The organism is Rheinheimera sp. MMS21-TC3 (genome assembly GCF_032229285.1).
Taxonomy (GTDB): Bacteria; Pseudomonadota; Gammaproteobacteria; order Enterobacterales; family Alteromonadaceae; genus Alishewanella.
In genome coordinates, this window is sequence record NZ_CP135084.1 from 426,986 (window position 1) to 445,897 (window position 18,912).

Genomic DNA, 18,912 nt, shown 5'->3' on the forward strand with positions numbered 1-18,912 from the left:
AGCCGCAACTAAGAGAGGATATCATTATGAAATATGTTAGTTTGCTGACATTGGCGCTGTTTAGTTGCTTGAGTGTAGCCCAGATACAATATGCACCCAAAGCTGAAAACCCAAGTATGCCGAGTCCAAAACAAGTGTTAGGCTTTGAGGTTGGCCAATGGCATGTACGGCATGACCAAATACAACATTATTTTGAACAATTGGCCGAGAAATCGTCACGGGCACAATTAGAAATAATTGGTTATAGTCATGAACAGCGACCCATGTTGCAAATGGTAATATCTGCTCCAGAAAATATAAATAGGTTACAGGAAATTAGGCAACAGCATTTAGCAGCTGCACGGGGAGATGCTAAACCTAATGAGCATGCACCAGTAGTCATTTGGCTGGGCTATAGTATTCACGGTAATGAGCCCAGTGGCGCCAACTCTTCATTACTATTAGCTCATTACCTTGCTTCTAGCGAAGATCCGCAAGTCATTAATTGGCTTAAAAATGCCATCATTCTAGTACAACCTAGTTTAAACCCTGACGGTAATGACAGATTTGCTCTGTGGGCAAATATGCACAAAGGTGCAACAGCAGTTGCTGACCGCCAACATAGAGAGCATAACGAACCTTGGCCTAATGGTCGGCCAAACCATTATTGGTTTGATTTAAACCGCGATTGGTTATTATTGCAGCATCCTGAAAGCCAAGCGCGTATAGCTCAATATCAGCAGTGGCTACCCAACATTGTTGGGGATTATCATGAGATGGGCACCGATAGCACTTTTTTCTTCCAGCCGGGCATTCCTAGCCGAAATTCACCTTTTACGCCAGAGCGTAACTTTGAATTGACTAAGAAACTGGCTGAATATCATGCTGCTGCCTTAGACAAAAACAATAAGCTGTATTATACCGAAGAGTCTTTTGATGACTTTTATATTGGTAAAGGCTCAACTTATCCGGATGTGCAAGGCAGTGTAGGCATTTTATTTGAACAAGCCAGTAGCCGAGGCCATATCCAAGAAAGTATCAATGGAGAATTAAGCTTTCCTGATACTATACAGAATCAATTTACGGCTTCATTGTCGATGATAGAAGGCGCGGTAGAGCAGCGCTTAGCTCTGCTAAATTATCAGCACCAGTTTTATAATGAAGCTAAACAAGAAGCACGTAACGATAAAATCAGCGGCTATATATTAACTGAGTCTGCAGATAGCTCTAGGATGGCTGCCTTATTAGATAACTTACAACGACACCATATAAGCGTTTACCCATTGCGTAAAGAGTGGAAAGAAGGTGGCGAAAAATATCCAGCTAATAAGAGTTATTTTGTGCCATTACAACAAGCACAATACCGTTTTATTAAAGCTATATTCAGTACCGATACTCTGTTTAATGATAACACCTTCTATGATGTTTCAGCTTGGACCTTACCTTATGCTTACAACATTCAGTTTAAAGCGGTAAAAAATAGCCCAAGTAAAAGTGTTTTAGGCCAAAGTTGGCAGCAACAACCAATAGCAACAACTGAGTTGGTTGCTGGCGCTTATGCATATGCCTTTAATTGGCAAGATCAGCAAGCACCACTTTTATTACAGGCTTTATTGGCTGAAAACCTAGTTGTACGGGCTGCCATGAATGACTTTAGCGCTGATACTGAGCAAGGCCAAATAGAATTACATAAAGGCGCCATGATGCTGCCAGCAGGCTTACAATCAGGCGATTGGTTTCAGCGTTTACAGCGTGTACAACAGCAATTTAACTTGCCTATTTATGCTATTAACACAGGGTTAACTAGCAAAGGTAGTGATTTAGGCAGCCGTAACTTTGTACCTGTAACCATGCCTAAAGTATTACTGATAGCAGGGCCTGGTATTAACTCAACTGAAGCAGGCGAGGCTTGGTACAATATTGAGCGGTTAGGAGGTATTTCACCTTCAATTGTTGAGCCGCAGCGCTTTGCCAGTATAGATTTAACCCGCTATAGCCATATAGTCTTACCTGATGGTAACTATAACCAGTGGTCAGACTCTGACCTGGCTAAGTTAACAGCTTGGTTGCAACGAGGCGGTGTACTATGGGCGCATAAGCGAGCTGCAATGTGGGCCGCTGAACGTAATATTTTAAAGGCAGATACTTGGTCTGCTAAAGAGATGTATAGCCTTATCTCAGCTGACGATCTAAGCTATGCTGATCAAGAGCAATTAGGCGGTAAACGACGTTTAGCGGGGGCAATTTATCAAGCACAGTTAGATTTAAGCCATCCTTTAGCCTTTGGCTTTACCCGTGCCGAATTACCGGTCTTTAAAAATAGCGTGTTATTATTAAAACCAAGCGAACAGCCCTTTGTTAATGTGGCTTTATATAGTGAATCACCACAATTAGCCGGTTTTACAGCTGCCGAATATATCCCAAGAATTAGTCAGAGTGCGGCCTTGCTGGCACATAATGTTGGCAAAGGTAAAGTGATAGCTATGACCGATAATCCAGTGTTTCGTGGTTACTTTTTTGGCTCAAGTCGATTATTAATTAATGCTTTATATCTTGGTCATAGTTTTGATGCTAGGGGCCAATAAATTTAGCGCAATTTAATCTAAAATCGTAACGGCTAAAGTCCACAAACTAATGTGACTAACGCCGTTACGCTTTAATAAGCGGCATAATTCATTAGCAGTAGCGCCAGTCGTAATAACGTCATCTATTAGTGCTATACGTGTTGGTAAGGTGGCGTTAGGCTTAAGATTAAAAGCATTTTTTAAATTATGCTGGCGCTGCTTTTTATTTAAGCCTACTTGAGCCGGATTTTTATGCTGACGTTGCAGAACCTTAAGTAAGGGTAACTGTAATTGTTTAGCGACAGCCTTAGCTAGTACTTCCGCTTGATTAAAGCCCCGCTTACGCTGTCTACTTGGGTGCATGGGAACATACAGTATGGCTTGGGGCAGTGACTCTGTTTGAGCAGCATAGCGCGTTAATAGGGTAATAAATTGCTGTTGTAATAACTCACCTGCTGCATGATTAGCAAAAAACTTCCACTGCTGGATCCAATGCTGAAATGGTTGCTGATAATAACTTACGGCAAGTAACTGCTGAAATAAAGGTTGATTAATATTTTTGCTTACCGCAGGTAACCAGAGCAGATTATAATGACACAGCTTATAAGGTAAACTAGGTATTGCTTGCTGGCAGTAGTTGCATAATTGCCGTTGGCTATGTTGCACAGGCAAGCTACACCATAAACAGCAAGACGGTAATATTAAATGCCAATAATGGCGCAATAATAGCAAAGCATTCGTAATCAAACCTAACCTTTAATTTAATAAATAGTTAACTATGAATAAGACTAGCACAACTAAACAACCTACGCTGGTGTTGCTGCATGGCTGGGGTGTTAATCAGGCTGTTTGGCAAAGCACTAAGGCTGCCGTAGCTGATAGTATTAATGTAATAACCCTTGATTTACCGGGCTTTGGTGGTGAGCGTGAGTTTCCTCAGCCTTATAAACTAGAGAAGGTGATAGAGCAACTGGCAAGTAAAGTGCCAGAGCAAAGTTATGTTTATGGTTGGTCGTTAGGTGGCTTAATTGCTATGGCGTTGGCGGGTAAGTATCCTAATAAAGTGAAGCAACTAGGCTTAATAGCCGCATCACCTTGCTTTCTAGCTCAAGCTAATTGGCCAGGTATGGCAGAGCAGGTGATGCAGCAATTTGCTGTGGCACTTAGTAAAAACTTAAGCTTAACTATAGAGCGTTTCTTGGCTATTCAAGCTTTAGGTAGCGATAGTGCTCGAGCTGATATTAAAGCGTTAAAGCAAGCTATTTTGGCATGCCCAGAGCCTGAAGCAGCTGCAGTAGCGGGGGCATTAGCCTTGCTAAGTAAAACCGACTTAAGGCCTACCCTGCAGCAGCTTAGCATGCCAATAGTAGGCTGCTTTGGCCGTTTAGACTCACTGGTGCCAATAGCTATGCTGCCTTCTTTGCAGCAATTAAATAAAGCTATACAATTAACTACTTTAGCTCAGGCTTCACATGCACCTTTTATTTCACATCCAGATGCTTTTATTACTTGGCTTAAAGCCTCAATTTTTACTGCAGCAGCAACAGACTAGCTTTTTAGTTAGTTTTGGTTAATAATTAACCATTAAGGTGGTTGGCTAAATTTACGCAACAAAGGTGGTTAAATATGGATGTAAAATCTGCATTTATGTCTGGTATCCAAGGCTACCAAAGCGCAGTTAATAGTGCGTCTGATGCTACTCGAGCCATTAATCAACCAGACAATAACTCATTAACAACTAGTTTAGTTCAATTAAAGCAAGCCGAATTAGCTGGTCAAGCTAATGCGCGCTCAATTACGGCAGCCGATCAAATGCTTGGTTCGGTGATTGATATTCGAGTGTAATATGATTACGTCGCACTATCCTAATGTCAGCATCAACACTGCTAACCCGCTTACCGAGCAAGCGCGGCGTGATAACTCACGTATAGACTTATTCACACCAGTTAAACAAGCTGAAAAATCCAGTGCAGAAAAACCGGTTGTAACTGATGAAAAAACAGCTAATTCTGCTAAAAGTCAGCCAAGTAATAATCCTGAATCAACAAAGGATACTGAGACCTATCAAGCAATTAACCCACGCTCAAAGCAAAACTCAGAGCAAGATGCTAAGAAAGAACAGCAAGCTGAAGCAGAAGATAAACAAGCTGAAGCAGCTGAATTAAAAGCAATTGCAAAATTAAAAGCTAGAGATACTGAAGTTAAAACCCATGAACAAGCTCATGCTAGTGTTGGTGGAAGCTATGCCGCAGCACCTAGCTATAGTTATGAACAAGGGCCAGATGGTAAGCGGTACGCGGTAGGCGGGGAAGTGCAAATTGATGTTGCCCCTGTTGCCAACGACCCTAAGGCAACTGTTGCCAAAATGCAGCAAGTGCAAGCTGCCGCCTTAGCTCCTGCTCAACCTTCTTCTGCTGACTTAGCCATTGCCGCTAAAGCCGCGCAACAAGCGCAGCAAGCGCGTGCCGAGCTAACGGCTGAAAACAGCTCTTATGCCACAAATAGTAAAATGGCAAAACGGCGTGAGCTGATCTCAAGCTTTTATCAGCAATCAACATTACCGCTACAACAAAACCCTGCCCAAACAGTTTAACTTTTCATTATTGTCAGATAAAACAATCGTTTACATTAAAAGTTTATAAATAGAGATTAAAACGGTGCATAAAAGAGCCACTGCTATTGTGCTGTGGCAGTTATGCCGCTTATGGTCATAGCAACTGAGTAAATGATTGATAATTTACTTAATAAGTTTATTTAAAACGCTAGCTGTCACTATTAAGACCGCTAGGTTGAAGTATGTCATGAGGCAATTAATATGAGAAAGCTTTTAACTCCCAAACTATTTAATTGGCTGGCACTGCCAATGCTGGCTTTAATTGGGGCAGAGATCGCACTTGCTAGCAGCGATTTTAATGATGGTCCGCATATATTTTTTCAACAAGATACTAATACGGTAGAGATAAAATGGTATTGCGCAGGTGCTGTTGTGGTTCAACAGCAAGCTATAAACGCTATTGTTAGCCCTAAGTGTGGTTACAATAAACCTATTACCATTAGCCAAGATTTAGTAACAGCATCAGCAGAAAAATATACAGCTACGAAAATGGCTGTGTTAAGTGATATTCATGGTCAATACGGTATTTTTAAAGCTTTATTACAAGCCAACGGCATTATAGATCAGCAATTAGATTGGCAATTTGCTGATGGCCACTTAGTTATAGCAGGCGATGTTTTAGACCGTGGCGATGGTGTAACCGAAAGTTTATGGTTGCTTTATCAATTATCGCATCAAGCCGAGTTAGCGGGTGGTAAGGTGCATTTATTGCTAGGCAACCATGAAACTATGGTGATGTATGATGATTTGCGCTATGTAAACAAGCACTACCTTGAAGCAGCAGAGGCCTTAGATACTACTTACCCGCAGTTATTTTCTGAACAGACAGTATTAGGCCGTTGGTTACGCAGCTTGCCAGTAATTACGCAAATAAATGATATGGTGTTTTTACATGGTGGCTTGCATCTTGATTTTTTAAGTTTAAATTTATCGATTACTGAAGTTAATCAGCAATATAGTCAGTCACTTGGCCTAAGTAAGCAGCAATTAAGACAAGTTCCAGTATTAGATTTTTTATATGGCTCTTTAGGTCCACTATGGTATCGCGGCTATTTTCGCGATAAAGATGCAACCACGGCTGCAGATTTAAAACTACTTTTAACCAACTTAAAGATAAATACTATTGTTGTTGGCCATACTTCTATGGAAGGTGTTTTTTCGCATTATAATGGCCAGATATTTTCTGTAGATAGCAGTATCAAACGCGGTAAAAGTGGCGAGATATTGCTGTGGCAGCATGGCAATTTTAGCCGAGGCACCCTTACTGGAGAGCAACTTCCTGTGCCAGTTTGGTCAAAAAAGCCGGAATAGTACATAAAATTATAACAACAGAAAAGTTGAAATTCTTTATGTATCCATCTGATTTTACTTAAATAGATATTAAATAGAGTTGAAGTCGTTGTAGAAACGACTTCAAGTATATTGCATTAGCTTGTGGACTAGACAATGTTGATGTGCGGCGCTGCCATCGTGTTCAGTTACGCTATTTTAAGCTTAAGTCGGATTACATAAATGTAATTAAAAACTATACGCAGTTTGAAAATCTTGGGGAAATTATAATGAATAATAAAGCGCCTTCTAGGCTACTATTTAAGACCACATTAATATCTAGTCTACTCGGTAGTCTGGCGTTTACCGCTCAAGCTCAGGAAACCGGTGTTGAGCCGCGAGTAGAAAGAATTGAAGTCACCGGCTCGCGAATTAAGCGTACCGACTTAGAGGGTGTAGCGCCAGTTTCTATTATTACTGCTGCAGAAATAGAGCTAAGCGGTTTTAGTAATGTTGAAGAGGTATTACAAGCCTCAGTTGCTAATGCTGGACGCACTATTGAGGGTAATGAAAGCAGCTGGACTCAAGGCGCAAGTACAGTCAACTTAAGAGGAATGGGGGCTAACCGTACCTTAGTTCTAATTAATGGTAAGCGTGTACCGCAATATCCAGCAGCAACGGGTGGTTCATCAAACTTTGTTGATACCTCAACTTTTCCAACCAGTGCAGTAGATAGAATTGAAATCTTAACCGGTGGTGCATCAGCCATTTATGGTTCGGATGCAATTGGTGGCGTAGTTAATATTATTTTGAAACAACGCTACGATGGTAGCACGTTAAATTTACGTCATGAAAACCCACAACATGGTGGACGCGATAGAACTAAGGCATCCTTAACATCTGGCTTTGAAACCAAGTTAGGCCAAACTATGTTAGTGCTAGAATATAGCGATGATGAAATGCTGCGCTCAGGACAGCGTGAATTTACCCAAATTGGTGGGCCAGATGGCACGGGTAAACATAGCTCTACTTCAGCATTTCTTCGTGATTATAAAAAAGTATTTCATGATGATACTTATGTGATGGCAACCCAAGAGCAGTGTAATGATTTATTCGCTGAAAATGCGGTTTGGAATGATACTGAAAGCCGCTATAAATGCCGAGTTAATAACAGTGATATCGATGGCTTACATACGGCAAAAAAAGAGTACAACTTAGTATTAAATCAGTCTGGTGAGCTTAATCAAAATTGGCAATATAGTTTACTTTTACAGGGCAGTAATAAAGATAGTGTTCGTGGTAATGGTCAAAAAAGTATTTCGCCAACCTTTTATATGAACAAGGCTAATCCGGGTGAGTATAGCTATGATGCGGCTGACTTTGCTTCTTCTGAAGAATTCCGAGTTTATCGTCGATTAGCCGATTATGGCAAAGTGCGAGATTATGCAGGTAAAGAGAAAAACCTAAATATGTCTTTAGGTGTATCTGGTAGTTTAGGGGACTATGACCTTGAAGTTAACTGGGCTTACGGTAAAAGTAAATTTGACCGCACAGGCATAAACCAAATGCGTGCGGATAGGTTGCTAGACATAATCAGCTTTAACCCTGCTGACTCAGCTAATCCAGAAAAGTGGTATCCAATGGATAAAATGAGCCAAGAGCAAGTCGATTATTTATATGCTGAAACATTAACAGATGCCGGCTCTGGTATGAATCAGATCCAAGCAATATTAACCGGCGATCTTATTGATACTGCAAATGGGCCAGTTCAATTTGCGTTATCAACCGAGTGGGCACGAGACTGGTATTTCGATATTAAAGATGAGCATACGCTTAGCGGTAATTTAATTGGTCAAGGCGGAACTCAAGGCCGAGGCTCTCGTAAACGTTATGCTATAGCTGCAGAAGCGGCGGTCCCATTACTAGATGATATGGGTGGCTATGGTAAAATGGATGCTAGTCTTGCTGTTCGTTATGATCGTTACGATGATAAATCTGATGTTGGTGGTGCTACTACACCTCAGTTAGGCCTTATCTATCGTCCGCATGAAGATCTATTATTTAGAGCTAATGCTGGGCGTAGCTTCCGAGCGCCAGATTTGCACCGTATGTACGCTGGTGTTAGCCGAAGCTTTAGCAGTACTACTATTATGATTGATCCTAATCATCCAGAAGACTTAGATGATAGCTTTGAATCTATCAGTGCAGGCAATATTAAATTAACAGAAGAGAAAGGCAAGTTCTGGAATCTAGGTGTGGTAGCACAGCTAACTGATGATTTAAGCACAAGTCTAGATTTTTGGCGGATTTCGCTAGAAGGGGCGGTATATACTGAAACAGTAGATAGAATTTTAGCCAACCCTACTTATAATATGACGGGTCAAGCTAGCTCGTGTAATGATTTACCTTCAATTGGTTATATTATGCAGCAGCGTCCTGGCCAAGATTATCAAGATATATTTTGTGTGCGCCGGGGCACTATTAACAGCTCCTACGAATCCTCACAAGGTATTGATGGCGAGATCACCTATAAACTTGACTTAGAACAGTTTGGCAGTTTTCGTTTAAAAACGAGTATCTCTTATACTATAGAAAAAACTTATCAAGCCTTTGCTGGTGGTGCTCGCATAGATGAAACTAAAGATGATTATTTACCAGAGTGGAAAAGTACAGTATCGTTAAATTGGTTGTTTCATGGTGTTAGCACTAACTTAAGTTGGTACTACATGGGAACTGGCGAAGGCCGTGATACTTGGACGTTAACCGATGCTGCTGGCAAAAAGTACCAAGAGCAAGTTTGGAGTAAGTTAGATGCGTATAAGCGTTTAAACTTAAACTCTAGCTATCGTTTTGCAACCGGAACTAAATTAACATTAGGTATCAATAACTTAACTGATACTATGCCGTCGTTATTTGCTGTTGGTCACCCAGATAGAAATAGCCATCCATTTTATCGTTCTAATATGGGCTATAACGTAATTGGTCGTACCTTTTATGCCGCTTTAGAGCATCGCTTCTAAGCAGTCAGCCTCTTTAAAGCCCCGAGTCCGGGGCTTTGTTGTTTTGGACGGTATTATGTTTCGTGTAATTATTATTTTTTTAGCATCCCTAACGCTGTCACTATTCGCTACCTCAGCAAAGGCGCTAACTTACCAGCAGCCAGATCCACGGTTAGCTTTATTGCTGGAAAGTGAAGGTAAATTAAGTTGGCGGTTATCTGCGCAGCAAAACTGGCTAATACAAACTCAAGCAGCAGCCAGGCCAGATTTAGCTGAATTAAACCACCCTGTAGCTGAATTAGCCGGATTAAAGATTAATCTACAGCAGTTAAGCTCAGGTTTAGATCGGGGCTATCAACAAGTCCGTTTACAACATACAAGTAAGGTGACACAGCAGGAGATAACCGCGACCCTGCATCAGCGCCTATATCAACCAAAGTTGTCACCAGATGAAAACTGGTTAAGTGTAGTGGTAGCCGAACCTAAAGGCTTGTTTTTAAATATTATTAATTTAGCAACAGGAAAACAAGCCCGTTTTGAGCAACGATTAAATGCAGTTTTAGGGATCCAGTATCAATGGTTAGCTGATAGTTCAGGCGTAGTGCTACTAGCAGAACATGCGGAAAAAAAAGCAACTAAGCTTACTTTGGCGCCTAGTGTACAAGATAGTAGTAGCCAAAAACTGCCACAGCGCACATACCAAATGTTGCTCAGCTCAACTAAGGATATAGCAGAGTTTGCGCAGTTAATTCAAGCCCGCTTACTCAAGGTTTCTACCCAGTTAAAAAGCCAAACTATTTTAACCTTACCTTTATATCGTTTCTCTTTATCACCTGATAACCAATTTATTCTAACTGATCAAGTAATACAGCCTTACTCCTATTTTGTGCCGGTAGCCAGTTTTAGTCGGCGTCAGGATATTTATACTTTGCAGGGGCAAAAAGTAGTTGAATTACAGCAGCAAGCTGTACATGAAAGCCGTAAAACTAGAACTGGTATGCGTCATATCACTTGGCGACCGGATCGTGCTGCCACTCTATCCTGGCTAGCAAAAAATACAGATAAAGCGTTTAAAGAAGCTCTTTGGCAATGGCCAGCGCCTTTTAGCTCTGCGCCTGAAAAACTACATGATTTAACTTGGCAGTTTAAGCAGTTGCAGTGGTCAGAGCATAACTTAGTGATACTTTATGAATCGGATAGTGCAACTCAACAAGAAAGAGCTTGGTTTTTTGATAAAGGTTTTGGCCAGCCAGCCAGTTTATGGTATCAGCGGCATAGCAAAGATCTATTGAATAAACCAGGACGGCTGTTAACCCAGGTCAATGCTTTTGGGCGCCAAGTATTAAAACAAAACAGTGATGGTGAGCTATATTTATTATCGACCAAGAATGACAATCGGCAGCAACAGCTTAATAGGTTGACTTTAGCGGCAGGCCAAGCCAAAACAAATGAGCTTTTATGGCACTCTAGCGGTGATGGGCTACAAAATTTTGTTGGTCTGAAAGACAAAGAGCATATTTTTTATACTCGACAAACTGCCCAGCAGCCGCCAGAGCTATACCAGAAAATAGCAGCGGATGAGCAAAAACTAGTAAGCGTTGGCCACAAGACACCGAGTTTTTTAGCAGTTAAGCGACAGTTGATAGAGTATCGACGCGCAGATGGCGTAGAGTTAAGTGGTTGGCTATATTTACCTGCTGGCTATACAGCTGCTGCAGGGCCATTACCCGTTTTGATGTGGGCATATCCGCGAGATTATGCTTCTGTCGAGTTAGCAGAGCAGCAGCAATTGCATAGCGAACGGTTTATACAGTTATCAGAAACTAGTGCTCAGCCTTATGTTGCTTTGGGCTATGCGGTATTCTCTGACATCAGTATGCCTCTTATTGCTAAAGGATCTGAATTAGCCAATGATAATTTTTTACCGCAGTTGATCGCTAATGCCCAAGCAGCAATTGATGCTTTAGTGGACGTTGGGGTTGCTGAACGAGATAATATTGCTATTGGCGGCCATTCTTACGGTGCCTTTATGGTAGCTAATTTATTGGCACATAGTGATTTATTCACAGCAGGCATAGCAAGAAGTGGCGCTTATAACCGTAGCTTAACTCCTTTTGGCTTTCAGTCTGAAAAACGACACTTTTGGCAGCAACCTGCTTTGTATGCAGCTATGTCTCCTTTTTTTCATGCCGATAAGATTAATGCGCCTTTACTATTAATTCATGGCCAGGCTGACGTTAATTCTGGTACTTACCCCTTACAATCATTACGTATGTTTACTGCGCTAAAAGGATTAGGTAAGGTTTCTCGTTTGGTTATGTTGCCGTTGGAAGGACATCATTATCAAGCACGGGAGTCGGTATTGCATGTCTTGTGGGAGCAACAACAATGGCTAGCAAAACATCTTAAACCAACTGCCGCTATGCTTATGCAAACATCTAACTAGCATAAGCTGCCGATTAGCGAGAAGCGGCTGTATTAACTTATTACTATGGTAGTATTTATAGGTAACTTTTTGACGCAATTAACTATCGGCAGCTCTTGATTATGCAGCAAGCATTTTATTTGACTGGGTCTTTGATTAATCCAGCTGAGTTAACTATTACTAATAACCATCTAGAACCTGTATCGGTGCAACAAAAGCCGATGGAGGTACTTGTATATTTGGCCGAATATTACCCTAGTTTAGTCAGTCGTCAGCAACTTATAGATAGTATTTGGCTAGGTAATAATTATGTTGGTGAAAAAGCATTAACTAACGCTATTTGGCAATTACGCAATGCCTTGCCAAAACATAATGCTGAAGAATTAATCTTAACTGTTAGAAAAAAAGGCTACCGCTTAACTGCAGCACCTGAATTTACAGCTGTTGCTGCTAGCCAAAACGAAAATATCCAGCTTAGTAAACATAAATGGTCGATAAAGTGGCCGTTAATTTTACTGCTGTTATTCGTGCTTATCGCGTTAGCTTGGCACAATAAAACGGTTGCGCCTATTGTCGAGTCTGCAGAGTTAGTTAAAGTTACTAATGGTGTTGGTCGAGCTATGTCGCCTGCTATTTCACCGAACGGCCGCTTTTTAGTGTTTACTTGGCGCAAACTTGCTTCGTCTTCAGACTTATACTTAATTGATTTACAGGACCTTAGTTATACACCAAAACAATTAACTTTTAGTGTCAATGATGAAAGCCGTGCTTTGTGGAGTAAAGATAATAGGACTATATATTACTCTAGCAAAACGCCGGTTTATGGTGATTGCCAAATTATGCGCTTAGATACGCTTACCTTAGCGGCTTCAGAGATGGGTAGCTGTATCCGCCATAGTCGGCTATATATGGATGAGTCGCCAGACGGCCGCTACTTAATTTATAGCGGCAAACCTGCAGCAGATAATTCCAGTTTATACTTAGTCGATTTGCAAAATCCAGAAGCAGAACCAAGCACTTTACCTTGTAATGATACTTGTCAGTATCGCGCTCGTGATGTGGCTTTTTCACCAGATAGTAAATATTTAGCCTTAACTCGACGGGTCCACCGCTTATCAGAGGACTTATATTTACTTAACTTAACAACAGGTGAAGAGGAGCAGATTACCCATGATCAGGAAGATATTTTAGGTATGTCTTGGCACCCAGATAGCCAACGCTTAGTGTATGCTGCATTGCGCTATGGTAAACAACAAGGCTTTATGTTCGATTTAAAAGATAAGCAACATCATGATCTTAATATCGAAAATTTTACTGAGCCCAGTAAGATAACAGCAAATGGCGAGTTATATTTTTATCAAAGCACCTATTTACCACAGCTGGGATATTTGCCGGTTAATCAGGGCGTACCAGCAGGGATTGTAAGGCTTACGCCATCAGATGCACGCTATGAAGCCGCCCATTATAGTGCTGCTAATACAGCTATTGCTTATGTGAGTAATGAGTCGGGTGATATGGAAATTTGGATGTCAGATCCTAATATGGAACAGCGGACACAGCTTACTCAATTAAATGGTATGGTTAAGTATCCAAAATGGTCATACGATGGCCGTTTCATTGCTTTTGTTGGCCGATTACCGGAGCAACATAATGATAAGCTGATGCTGCTAGAAGTGGCTACGGGTAAGTTGAGCCAGTTAAATACAGGGGTAAGTTGGCATGGTAAAATTAGCTGGTGGTATGATGATAGTGCCGTTATTTATAGCCACGATAATAACTTATATAAAATCTCAATTGCCAGCGGCGAAGTGGAGCAGTTAACGGTAAATGGTGGGGTTATGGCTCAAATGCCGGCAAATAATCAATTCTATTTCAGTAAGGGCCGCAATCGAGGTTTATGGCAATTATTACCCGATAAAACTGAAAAAATGCTACTCCCTGATGATGTGTTTAGTGCCAGAATAGCTTGGACTTATGCCGATGATGGTATTTACTTTGTTCAACAGCGAGAGCAAAAAACGTTTGTAAGTTTATATGATTTACAAACAGCTACAACCCAAAATCTAATTTTGTTACCACCTGAAATGTTGCATTTATTAAGCGTAATGAGTTTTGATTCTGATCATAATAGATTATTGCTTGAACTATCATTACAGCCACGCGCAGATATTTATAAATTAAAACACCCATTATTACAATAACTCGCTAGCTGGTAGTGTTACCAGCTAGCGAGGCGTAGTGTTTAAGCTTCTATTTCTAATTTTTTGCAACAAAGTTTATTTTTTTAACTTAGCAAAAGCTTCTGCAAAAGCATTGCCCATAGCAGCATTGTTATCTTGCGGTTTTTGTGGTCTTGAAGCTGCAGGTTTTCTGTTTTGTACTTTTGCTGCGGGTTGTGATGAGTTAGCCGTTTTAGCCGTTGGCTGCTCGTCTAAGCGCATAGTTAGTGCAATGCGCTTGCGTTCCACTTCGACATCAAGCACTTTAACTTTAACAATATCGCCTGCTTTAACTACGTCATGCGGATCGCTAACAAATTTATCGGTTAGTGACGAAATATGGACTAAGCCATCTTGATGGACGCCAATATCAACAAAGGCGCCAAAATTAGTTACGTTAGTTACTACGCCTTCTAATTGCATGCCAGGCTTTAAATCTTTTAAAGTTTCAACGCCGTCTTTAAAGTTAGCTGTTTTAAACTCAGGCCGAGGATCACGCCCTGGTTTTTCTAATTCTTTCAGAATATCGCTAATGGTTGGGATACCAAAATGCTCATCGGCAAAGTCGGCAGCATTAATGCTATTTAAAAACGCTCGGTTACCAATAACTTGGTCAACTGTTTTTTGTTGGGCCTGAAGAATTTTTTCAACCAATGGATAAGCTTCAGGGTGAACAGAGGAGGCATCTAATGCATTAGCGCCATTAGTTATCCGTAAAAAGCCTGCCGCTTGTTCAAAGGCTTTTGGCCCTAAACGTGGCACTTTTAATAGTTGCTTACGTTCATTAAAGCGGCCATTGCTATCTCTAAATTGAATAATGTTTTGGGCTAAGGTTTTATTTAAGCCGGCCACTTTGGTTAATAAAGCCGCAGAGGCAGTATTTAAATCAACACCGACAGCATTAACACAGTCTTCAACTACAGCATCTAGCGAGCGAGTTAATAAGCTTTGGTTGACATCATGCTGGTATTGGCCAACGCCAATGGCTTTTGGCTCAATTTTAACTAATTCAGCTAAAGGATCTTGTAAGCGGCGACCAATAGATACAGCGCCACGTAACGATACATCTAAATCTGGAAATTCAGCTGCAGCAAATTCTGAGGCTGAATAAATTGAGGCGCCTGCTTCAGACACCATAATTTTTTGCAGGTTTTGCTCTGGTAGGGCTTTAATAACATCTGCGGCTAATTTATCTGTTTCGCGCGATGCTGTGCCATTACCAATGGCAATTAGAGCAATTTTATGTTGTTGGCATAATAAACTTAAAGTCCGTACTGACTTATCCCATAAATTCTGTGGCGCATGAGGGAAAATAGTCGTATGGGCTAATAGTTTGCCGGTTTCATCAATGGCGGTTACTTTTACGCCAGTGCGTAAACCCGGATCTAGCGCTAAAGTGCGGCGCATACCTGCTGGGGCGGCCATTAATAAGTCTTTTAAGTTGCGGGCAAAAACGTTAATGGCTTCAATTTCAGCTTTTTCTCGTAACTCACTAAGAAGATCGTTTTCTAAATGTAAATGCAGTTTTACCTTCCAAGTCCATTGCACTGCCGTAAGTAAAAAGCTGTCGCTAGCACGGCCTTTATCGGCAATATCAAAGTGATCGGCTACCATTTTTTGACACACAGCATGTGCGGTTTCTTCATTACTGTCGGGGATAAGCTGCAGGGCTAACACACCTTCGTTGCGGCCTCTAAACATGGCTAAAGCACGATGTGACGGCACGTTTTTCCAGCTTTCACTGTGAGAGAAGTAATCACGGAACTTAGCACCTTCTTGTTCTTTACCTGCCACAACAGTACTTTTAAGTTGGGCATGTTGGGCAAGGTGACGGCGCAGTTGGGCTAATAGGTTGGCGTCTTCAGCAAAACGTTCCATTAAAATATATTTAACGCCCTCTAATACCGCTTTGCTATCGGCATAGCCAGCATCGCTATTAATAAAGGCTTGGGCTTCTGTTTCTGGGTTGAGCTCAGGCTGCTGTTGAATGCGGTTTGCTAAAGGCTCTAAACCGGCCTCAATGGCCATTTGGCCTTTAGTGCGGCGCTTAGCTTTATAAGGTAGGTATAAGTCTTCTAAACGGGTTTTATTATCTGCGTCTTCTAATTGCTGTTTTAGCTCTGGGCTTAACTTACCTTGCTCGTCAATAGTACGAATAATAACTTGGCGGCGATCTTCTAATTCGCGTAAATAGGTTAAACGCTGTTCTAAAAGCCGTAATTGCGTATCATCTAAGCCGCCAGTGGCTTCTTTGCGGTATCGAGCAATAAAAGGAACGGTAGCGCCATCATCAAGCAGCTGTATAGCTGCGGCAACTTGTGCGGCTTTAGCTGTGATTTCGTTAGCAATGGTATTAACAATCAAAGACATAAAAGGTTTCCTAGTGCAGTGCCAACAAGGACAGTGCCGATAAATATAAACTGATAGTGCAATTGTCTACTTTCAGTTAAATAAAAGCCAATTAACAATGCAGAAATTCGCTTTATCATAACGTCTAGCAAGCTAGTTAGGCATTCTAATGGTGCTGAAAATAGTAAAATTCAAGCGCTAAACTTGGATTAGACAAACTTTGTAACACAAATGAGCTGCTGTCATGGCTCGTTAATAGATTGTTTTAGTTTATAGTAAGAAAAAAATGTAGAGGATTAAGTGATGACAGTAACTGAAACATCAAAAGTACTAGTGGTTGATGACGATGTACGGTTGCGCGCCTTATTAGAGCGTTATTTAGTAGAGCAAGGCTACATAGTGCGCAGTGTTGGCAATTATGAACAAATGCAGCGCGTGATGGAGCGAGAAAACTTTCATCTGATTGTGTTAGATCTTATGTTGCCAGGTGAAGATGGCTTGTCAATCTGTCGCCGGTTACGGCAGCAAGAAAACGAGATCCCAATTATTATGTTAACAGCTAAAGGTGATGAGGTTGATAGAATAATTGGCTTAGAGATGGGCGCAGATGATTATTTACCTAAACCTTTTAACCCAAGGGAATTACTAGCCCGAATACGTGCTGTTATGCGGCGTAAAGTAAAGGAGCTCCCTGGCGCACCTAGTCAATTAGAAAGCATAGTTGAATTTGGTCCATTTAAGTTTAATTTAGCTACACGCGAGATGTATAAAGGTGACACCTTATTGGCTTTAACCAGCGGTGAATATGCTGTACTTAAAGTCTTGGTTAGCCACCCTCGAGAGCCATTATCGCGCGATAAGCTGATGAACCAAGCTAGAGGACGCGATTATTCTGCAATGGAGCGCAGTATTGATGTTCAGGTGTCGCGTTTACGGCGTATGTTAGAAGATGACGCAGCTAACCCCAGATACATTCAAACTGTTTGGGGCTTAGGTTATGTTTTTGTACCAGATGGTAGCGTTAGTTAAATGCGTTTAGTGCCACGCAGTGCCTTTGGTCAAACCGTATTTTTAATTGCGATGTTGCTGTTGATTAATCAGCTGGTTTCTTATGTATCTGTTGCTTTGTATGTAATTAAACCTAGCACGCAGCAAATTACTCACTTAGTTGCCAAGCAAGTAAAAATTGTTTTAATAGACTTAGATAATCCAGAGTTATTGTTGGGCACAGCAATTAACTCAAAACTACAGCAAGTCACAGGTATTGAGATTATAACTGAAACCGCAGCACTGCAGCAGGGATTAGCAGAAGCGCGATACTATGCTTACTTTTCAGATTTAATGTCAAAAGAGCTAGAGCAGCCAGCTGAAGTGAGAGTAGGCCAAGGTAGTGCTTATGCTTTTTGGGTAAAGTTAACGGGTTCACCAAATTACTGGATAAAAGTTCCCTTAACGGGGTTAGATGAAACAGACTTTTCACCACTTACTTTTTATCTGTTACTCATCGGCATCTTAAGTGTGGGTGGCGCTTGGCTATTTGCGCGGCAACTAAACCGACCGTTAAAAAGCTTACAGCATGCAGCCATTCAAGTGGGGCGAGGAGGGTTTCCTAAGCCGTTAGCAGAACAAAAAGGCTCAACAGAAATAATAGCGGTAACCAAAGCCTTTAATTATATGGCTCGAGGTATCCAGCAATTAGAGCAAGACCGTGCATTGTTAATGGCGGGGGTGTCGCATGATTTACGTACGCCACTAACCAGAATACGTTTAGCTTCAGAAATGATGCAAGAACAAGATAGCTGGGTACGAGATGGCATCATTAATGACATTGAAGATATGAATGCCATTATAGATCAGTTTATCGACTACTTACGGCATCATAAAGAAGTGCCAACAGAAAAAGAGAATATCAATAGTTTAATTGAAGAGTTAGTTCAGGCAGAGTCAGTACAGCAACGCAGTATAAGTACAGATTTAGCTGCTGATTTACCCGATATTTATGTCCGGCGCATTGCGATAAAAAGACTGTTAAATAATTTACTAGAAAACGCATTGCGCTATAGCGAAGGCGCTATTGAAATTAGTAGTGGTTATGAGCGTAAAAAGAAACGCTTGTATATACAAGTTAGAGATTATGGGCCAGGTATTCCGGAAGCAAGCATACAAAATATGTTTGAACCCTTTACCCAAGGTGATAAAGCTAGAGGAAGCAGTGGTTCAGGTTTGGGATTAGCTATTATAAAAAAAATAGTAGATATGCATCAGGGGGAGGTTGAATTATATAACCATAAAATTCAGGGGTTGGTTGTTCGAGTATATTTACCAATAATGCCCATTAAACAAACTAATTAAGCACTCTCATCTAGTAAATGTAATGCAGTCTTGACAGTTTTGTGAAAAATGGAGAATATCTAGGCTATTAAATTAACTAAAGTAAATATTTAATTAGTTACTTTTTCTGTTTAATTATGTTATCAAATAAGCCTATGTCAGA

General features: G+C 41.0%; 12 protein-coding genes. 10 read left to right on the top strand and 2 right to left on the bottom strand.

Features of this window, described 5'->3' with window-relative positions; genetic code table 11:
• The first annotated feature begins 26 nt into the window (after nucleotides 1-26).
• Nucleotides 27-2,564: a M14 family zinc carboxypeptidase gene (locus RDV63_RS02265; RefSeq protein WP_313907899.1), complete on the top strand. Its 2,538-nt coding sequence runs from the start codon at nucleotides 27-29 to the stop codon at nucleotides 2,562-2,564.
• A 12-nt stretch (nucleotides 2,565-2,576) separates the two neighbouring features.
• On the opposite strand, the gene RDV63_RS02270 is transcribed toward RDV63_RS02265, so the two are convergent.
• The gene (locus RDV63_RS02270; RefSeq protein ID WP_313907900.1) at nucleotides 2,577-3,209 is read right to left on the bottom strand and encodes a ComF family protein; all 633 of its coding nucleotides are present in this window, start codon (nucleotides 3,207-3,209) and stop codon (nucleotides 2,577-2,579) included.
• Nucleotides 3,210-3,321: 112 nt separating this feature from the next.
• On the opposite strand from RDV63_RS02270, the gene bioH reads away from it, so the two are divergent.
• The 7 genes from bioH to RDV63_RS02305 all read left to right on the top strand — a co-directional run bounded on the left by bioH (nucleotide 3,322) and on the right by RDV63_RS02305 (nucleotide 14,051).
• Nucleotides 3,322-4,095, top strand: a complete 774-nt coding sequence (gene bioH, locus RDV63_RS02275) for a pimeloyl-ACP methyl ester esterase BioH (protein ID WP_313907901.1) — start codon at nucleotides 3,322-3,324, stop codon at nucleotides 4,093-4,095.
• 74 nt (nucleotides 4,096-4,169) lie between these two features.
• Nucleotides 4,170-4,388: a hypothetical protein gene (locus RDV63_RS02280; RefSeq protein WP_313907902.1), complete on the top strand. Its 219-nt coding sequence runs from the start codon at nucleotides 4,170-4,172 to the stop codon at nucleotides 4,386-4,388.
• Nucleotide 4,389: 1 nt separating this feature from the next.
• Nucleotides 4,390-5,136: a putative metalloprotease CJM1_0395 family protein gene (locus RDV63_RS02285; protein WP_313907903.1), complete on the top strand. Its 747-nt coding sequence runs from the start codon at nucleotides 4,390-4,392 to the stop codon at nucleotides 5,134-5,136.
• Between the two features lie 222 nt (nucleotides 5,137-5,358).
• Nucleotides 5,359-6,468 carry a metallophosphoesterase gene (locus RDV63_RS02290; protein ID WP_313907904.1) on the top strand — a complete coding sequence of 370 codons (1,110 nt, stop codon included), beginning with the start codon at nucleotides 5,359-5,361 and terminating at the stop codon, nucleotides 6,466-6,468.
• A 248-nt stretch (nucleotides 6,469-6,716) separates the two neighbouring features.
• On the top strand, nucleotides 6,717-9,446 hold the full coding sequence (locus RDV63_RS02295) for a TonB-dependent receptor domain-containing protein (RefSeq protein ID WP_313907905.1): 2,730 nt from the start codon (nucleotides 6,717-6,719) through the stop codon (nucleotides 9,444-9,446).
• A gap of 55 nt (nucleotides 9,447-9,501) precedes the next feature.
• Complete coding sequence (locus RDV63_RS02300) at nucleotides 9,502-11,871, top strand: alpha/beta hydrolase family protein (RefSeq protein ID WP_313907906.1); 2,370 nt, start codon at nucleotides 9,502-9,504, stop codon at nucleotides 11,869-11,871.
• A 101-nt stretch (nucleotides 11,872-11,972) separates the two neighbouring features.
• Complete coding sequence (locus tag RDV63_RS02305) at nucleotides 11,973-14,051, top strand: winged helix-turn-helix domain-containing protein (RefSeq protein WP_313907907.1); 2,079 nt, start codon at nucleotides 11,973-11,975, stop codon at nucleotides 14,049-14,051.
• Between the two features lie 75 nt (nucleotides 14,052-14,126).
• Here the strand turns inward: RDV63_RS02305 and RDV63_RS02310 are convergent, their stop codons facing one another.
• Entirely contained in the window at nucleotides 14,127-16,439 is a 2,313-nt protein-coding gene (locus RDV63_RS02310; protein WP_313907908.1) for a Tex family protein, read from the bottom strand.
• Nucleotides 16,440-16,721: 282 nt separating this feature from the next.
• Between RDV63_RS02310 and ompR the strand changes: the two genes are divergently transcribed.
• On the top strand, nucleotides 16,722-17,447 hold the full coding sequence (gene ompR / locus RDV63_RS02315) for a two-component system response regulator OmpR (protein WP_313907909.1): 726 nt from the start codon (nucleotides 16,722-16,724) through the stop codon (nucleotides 17,445-17,447).
• The gene (envZ, locus tag RDV63_RS02320) at nucleotides 17,448-18,770 is read left to right on the top strand and encodes a two-component system sensor histidine kinase EnvZ (RefSeq protein WP_313907910.1); all 1,323 of its coding nucleotides are present in this window, start codon (nucleotides 17,448-17,450) and stop codon (nucleotides 18,768-18,770) included. It begins immediately after the preceding gene.
• Nucleotides 18,771-18,912: the final 142 nt, after the last annotated feature.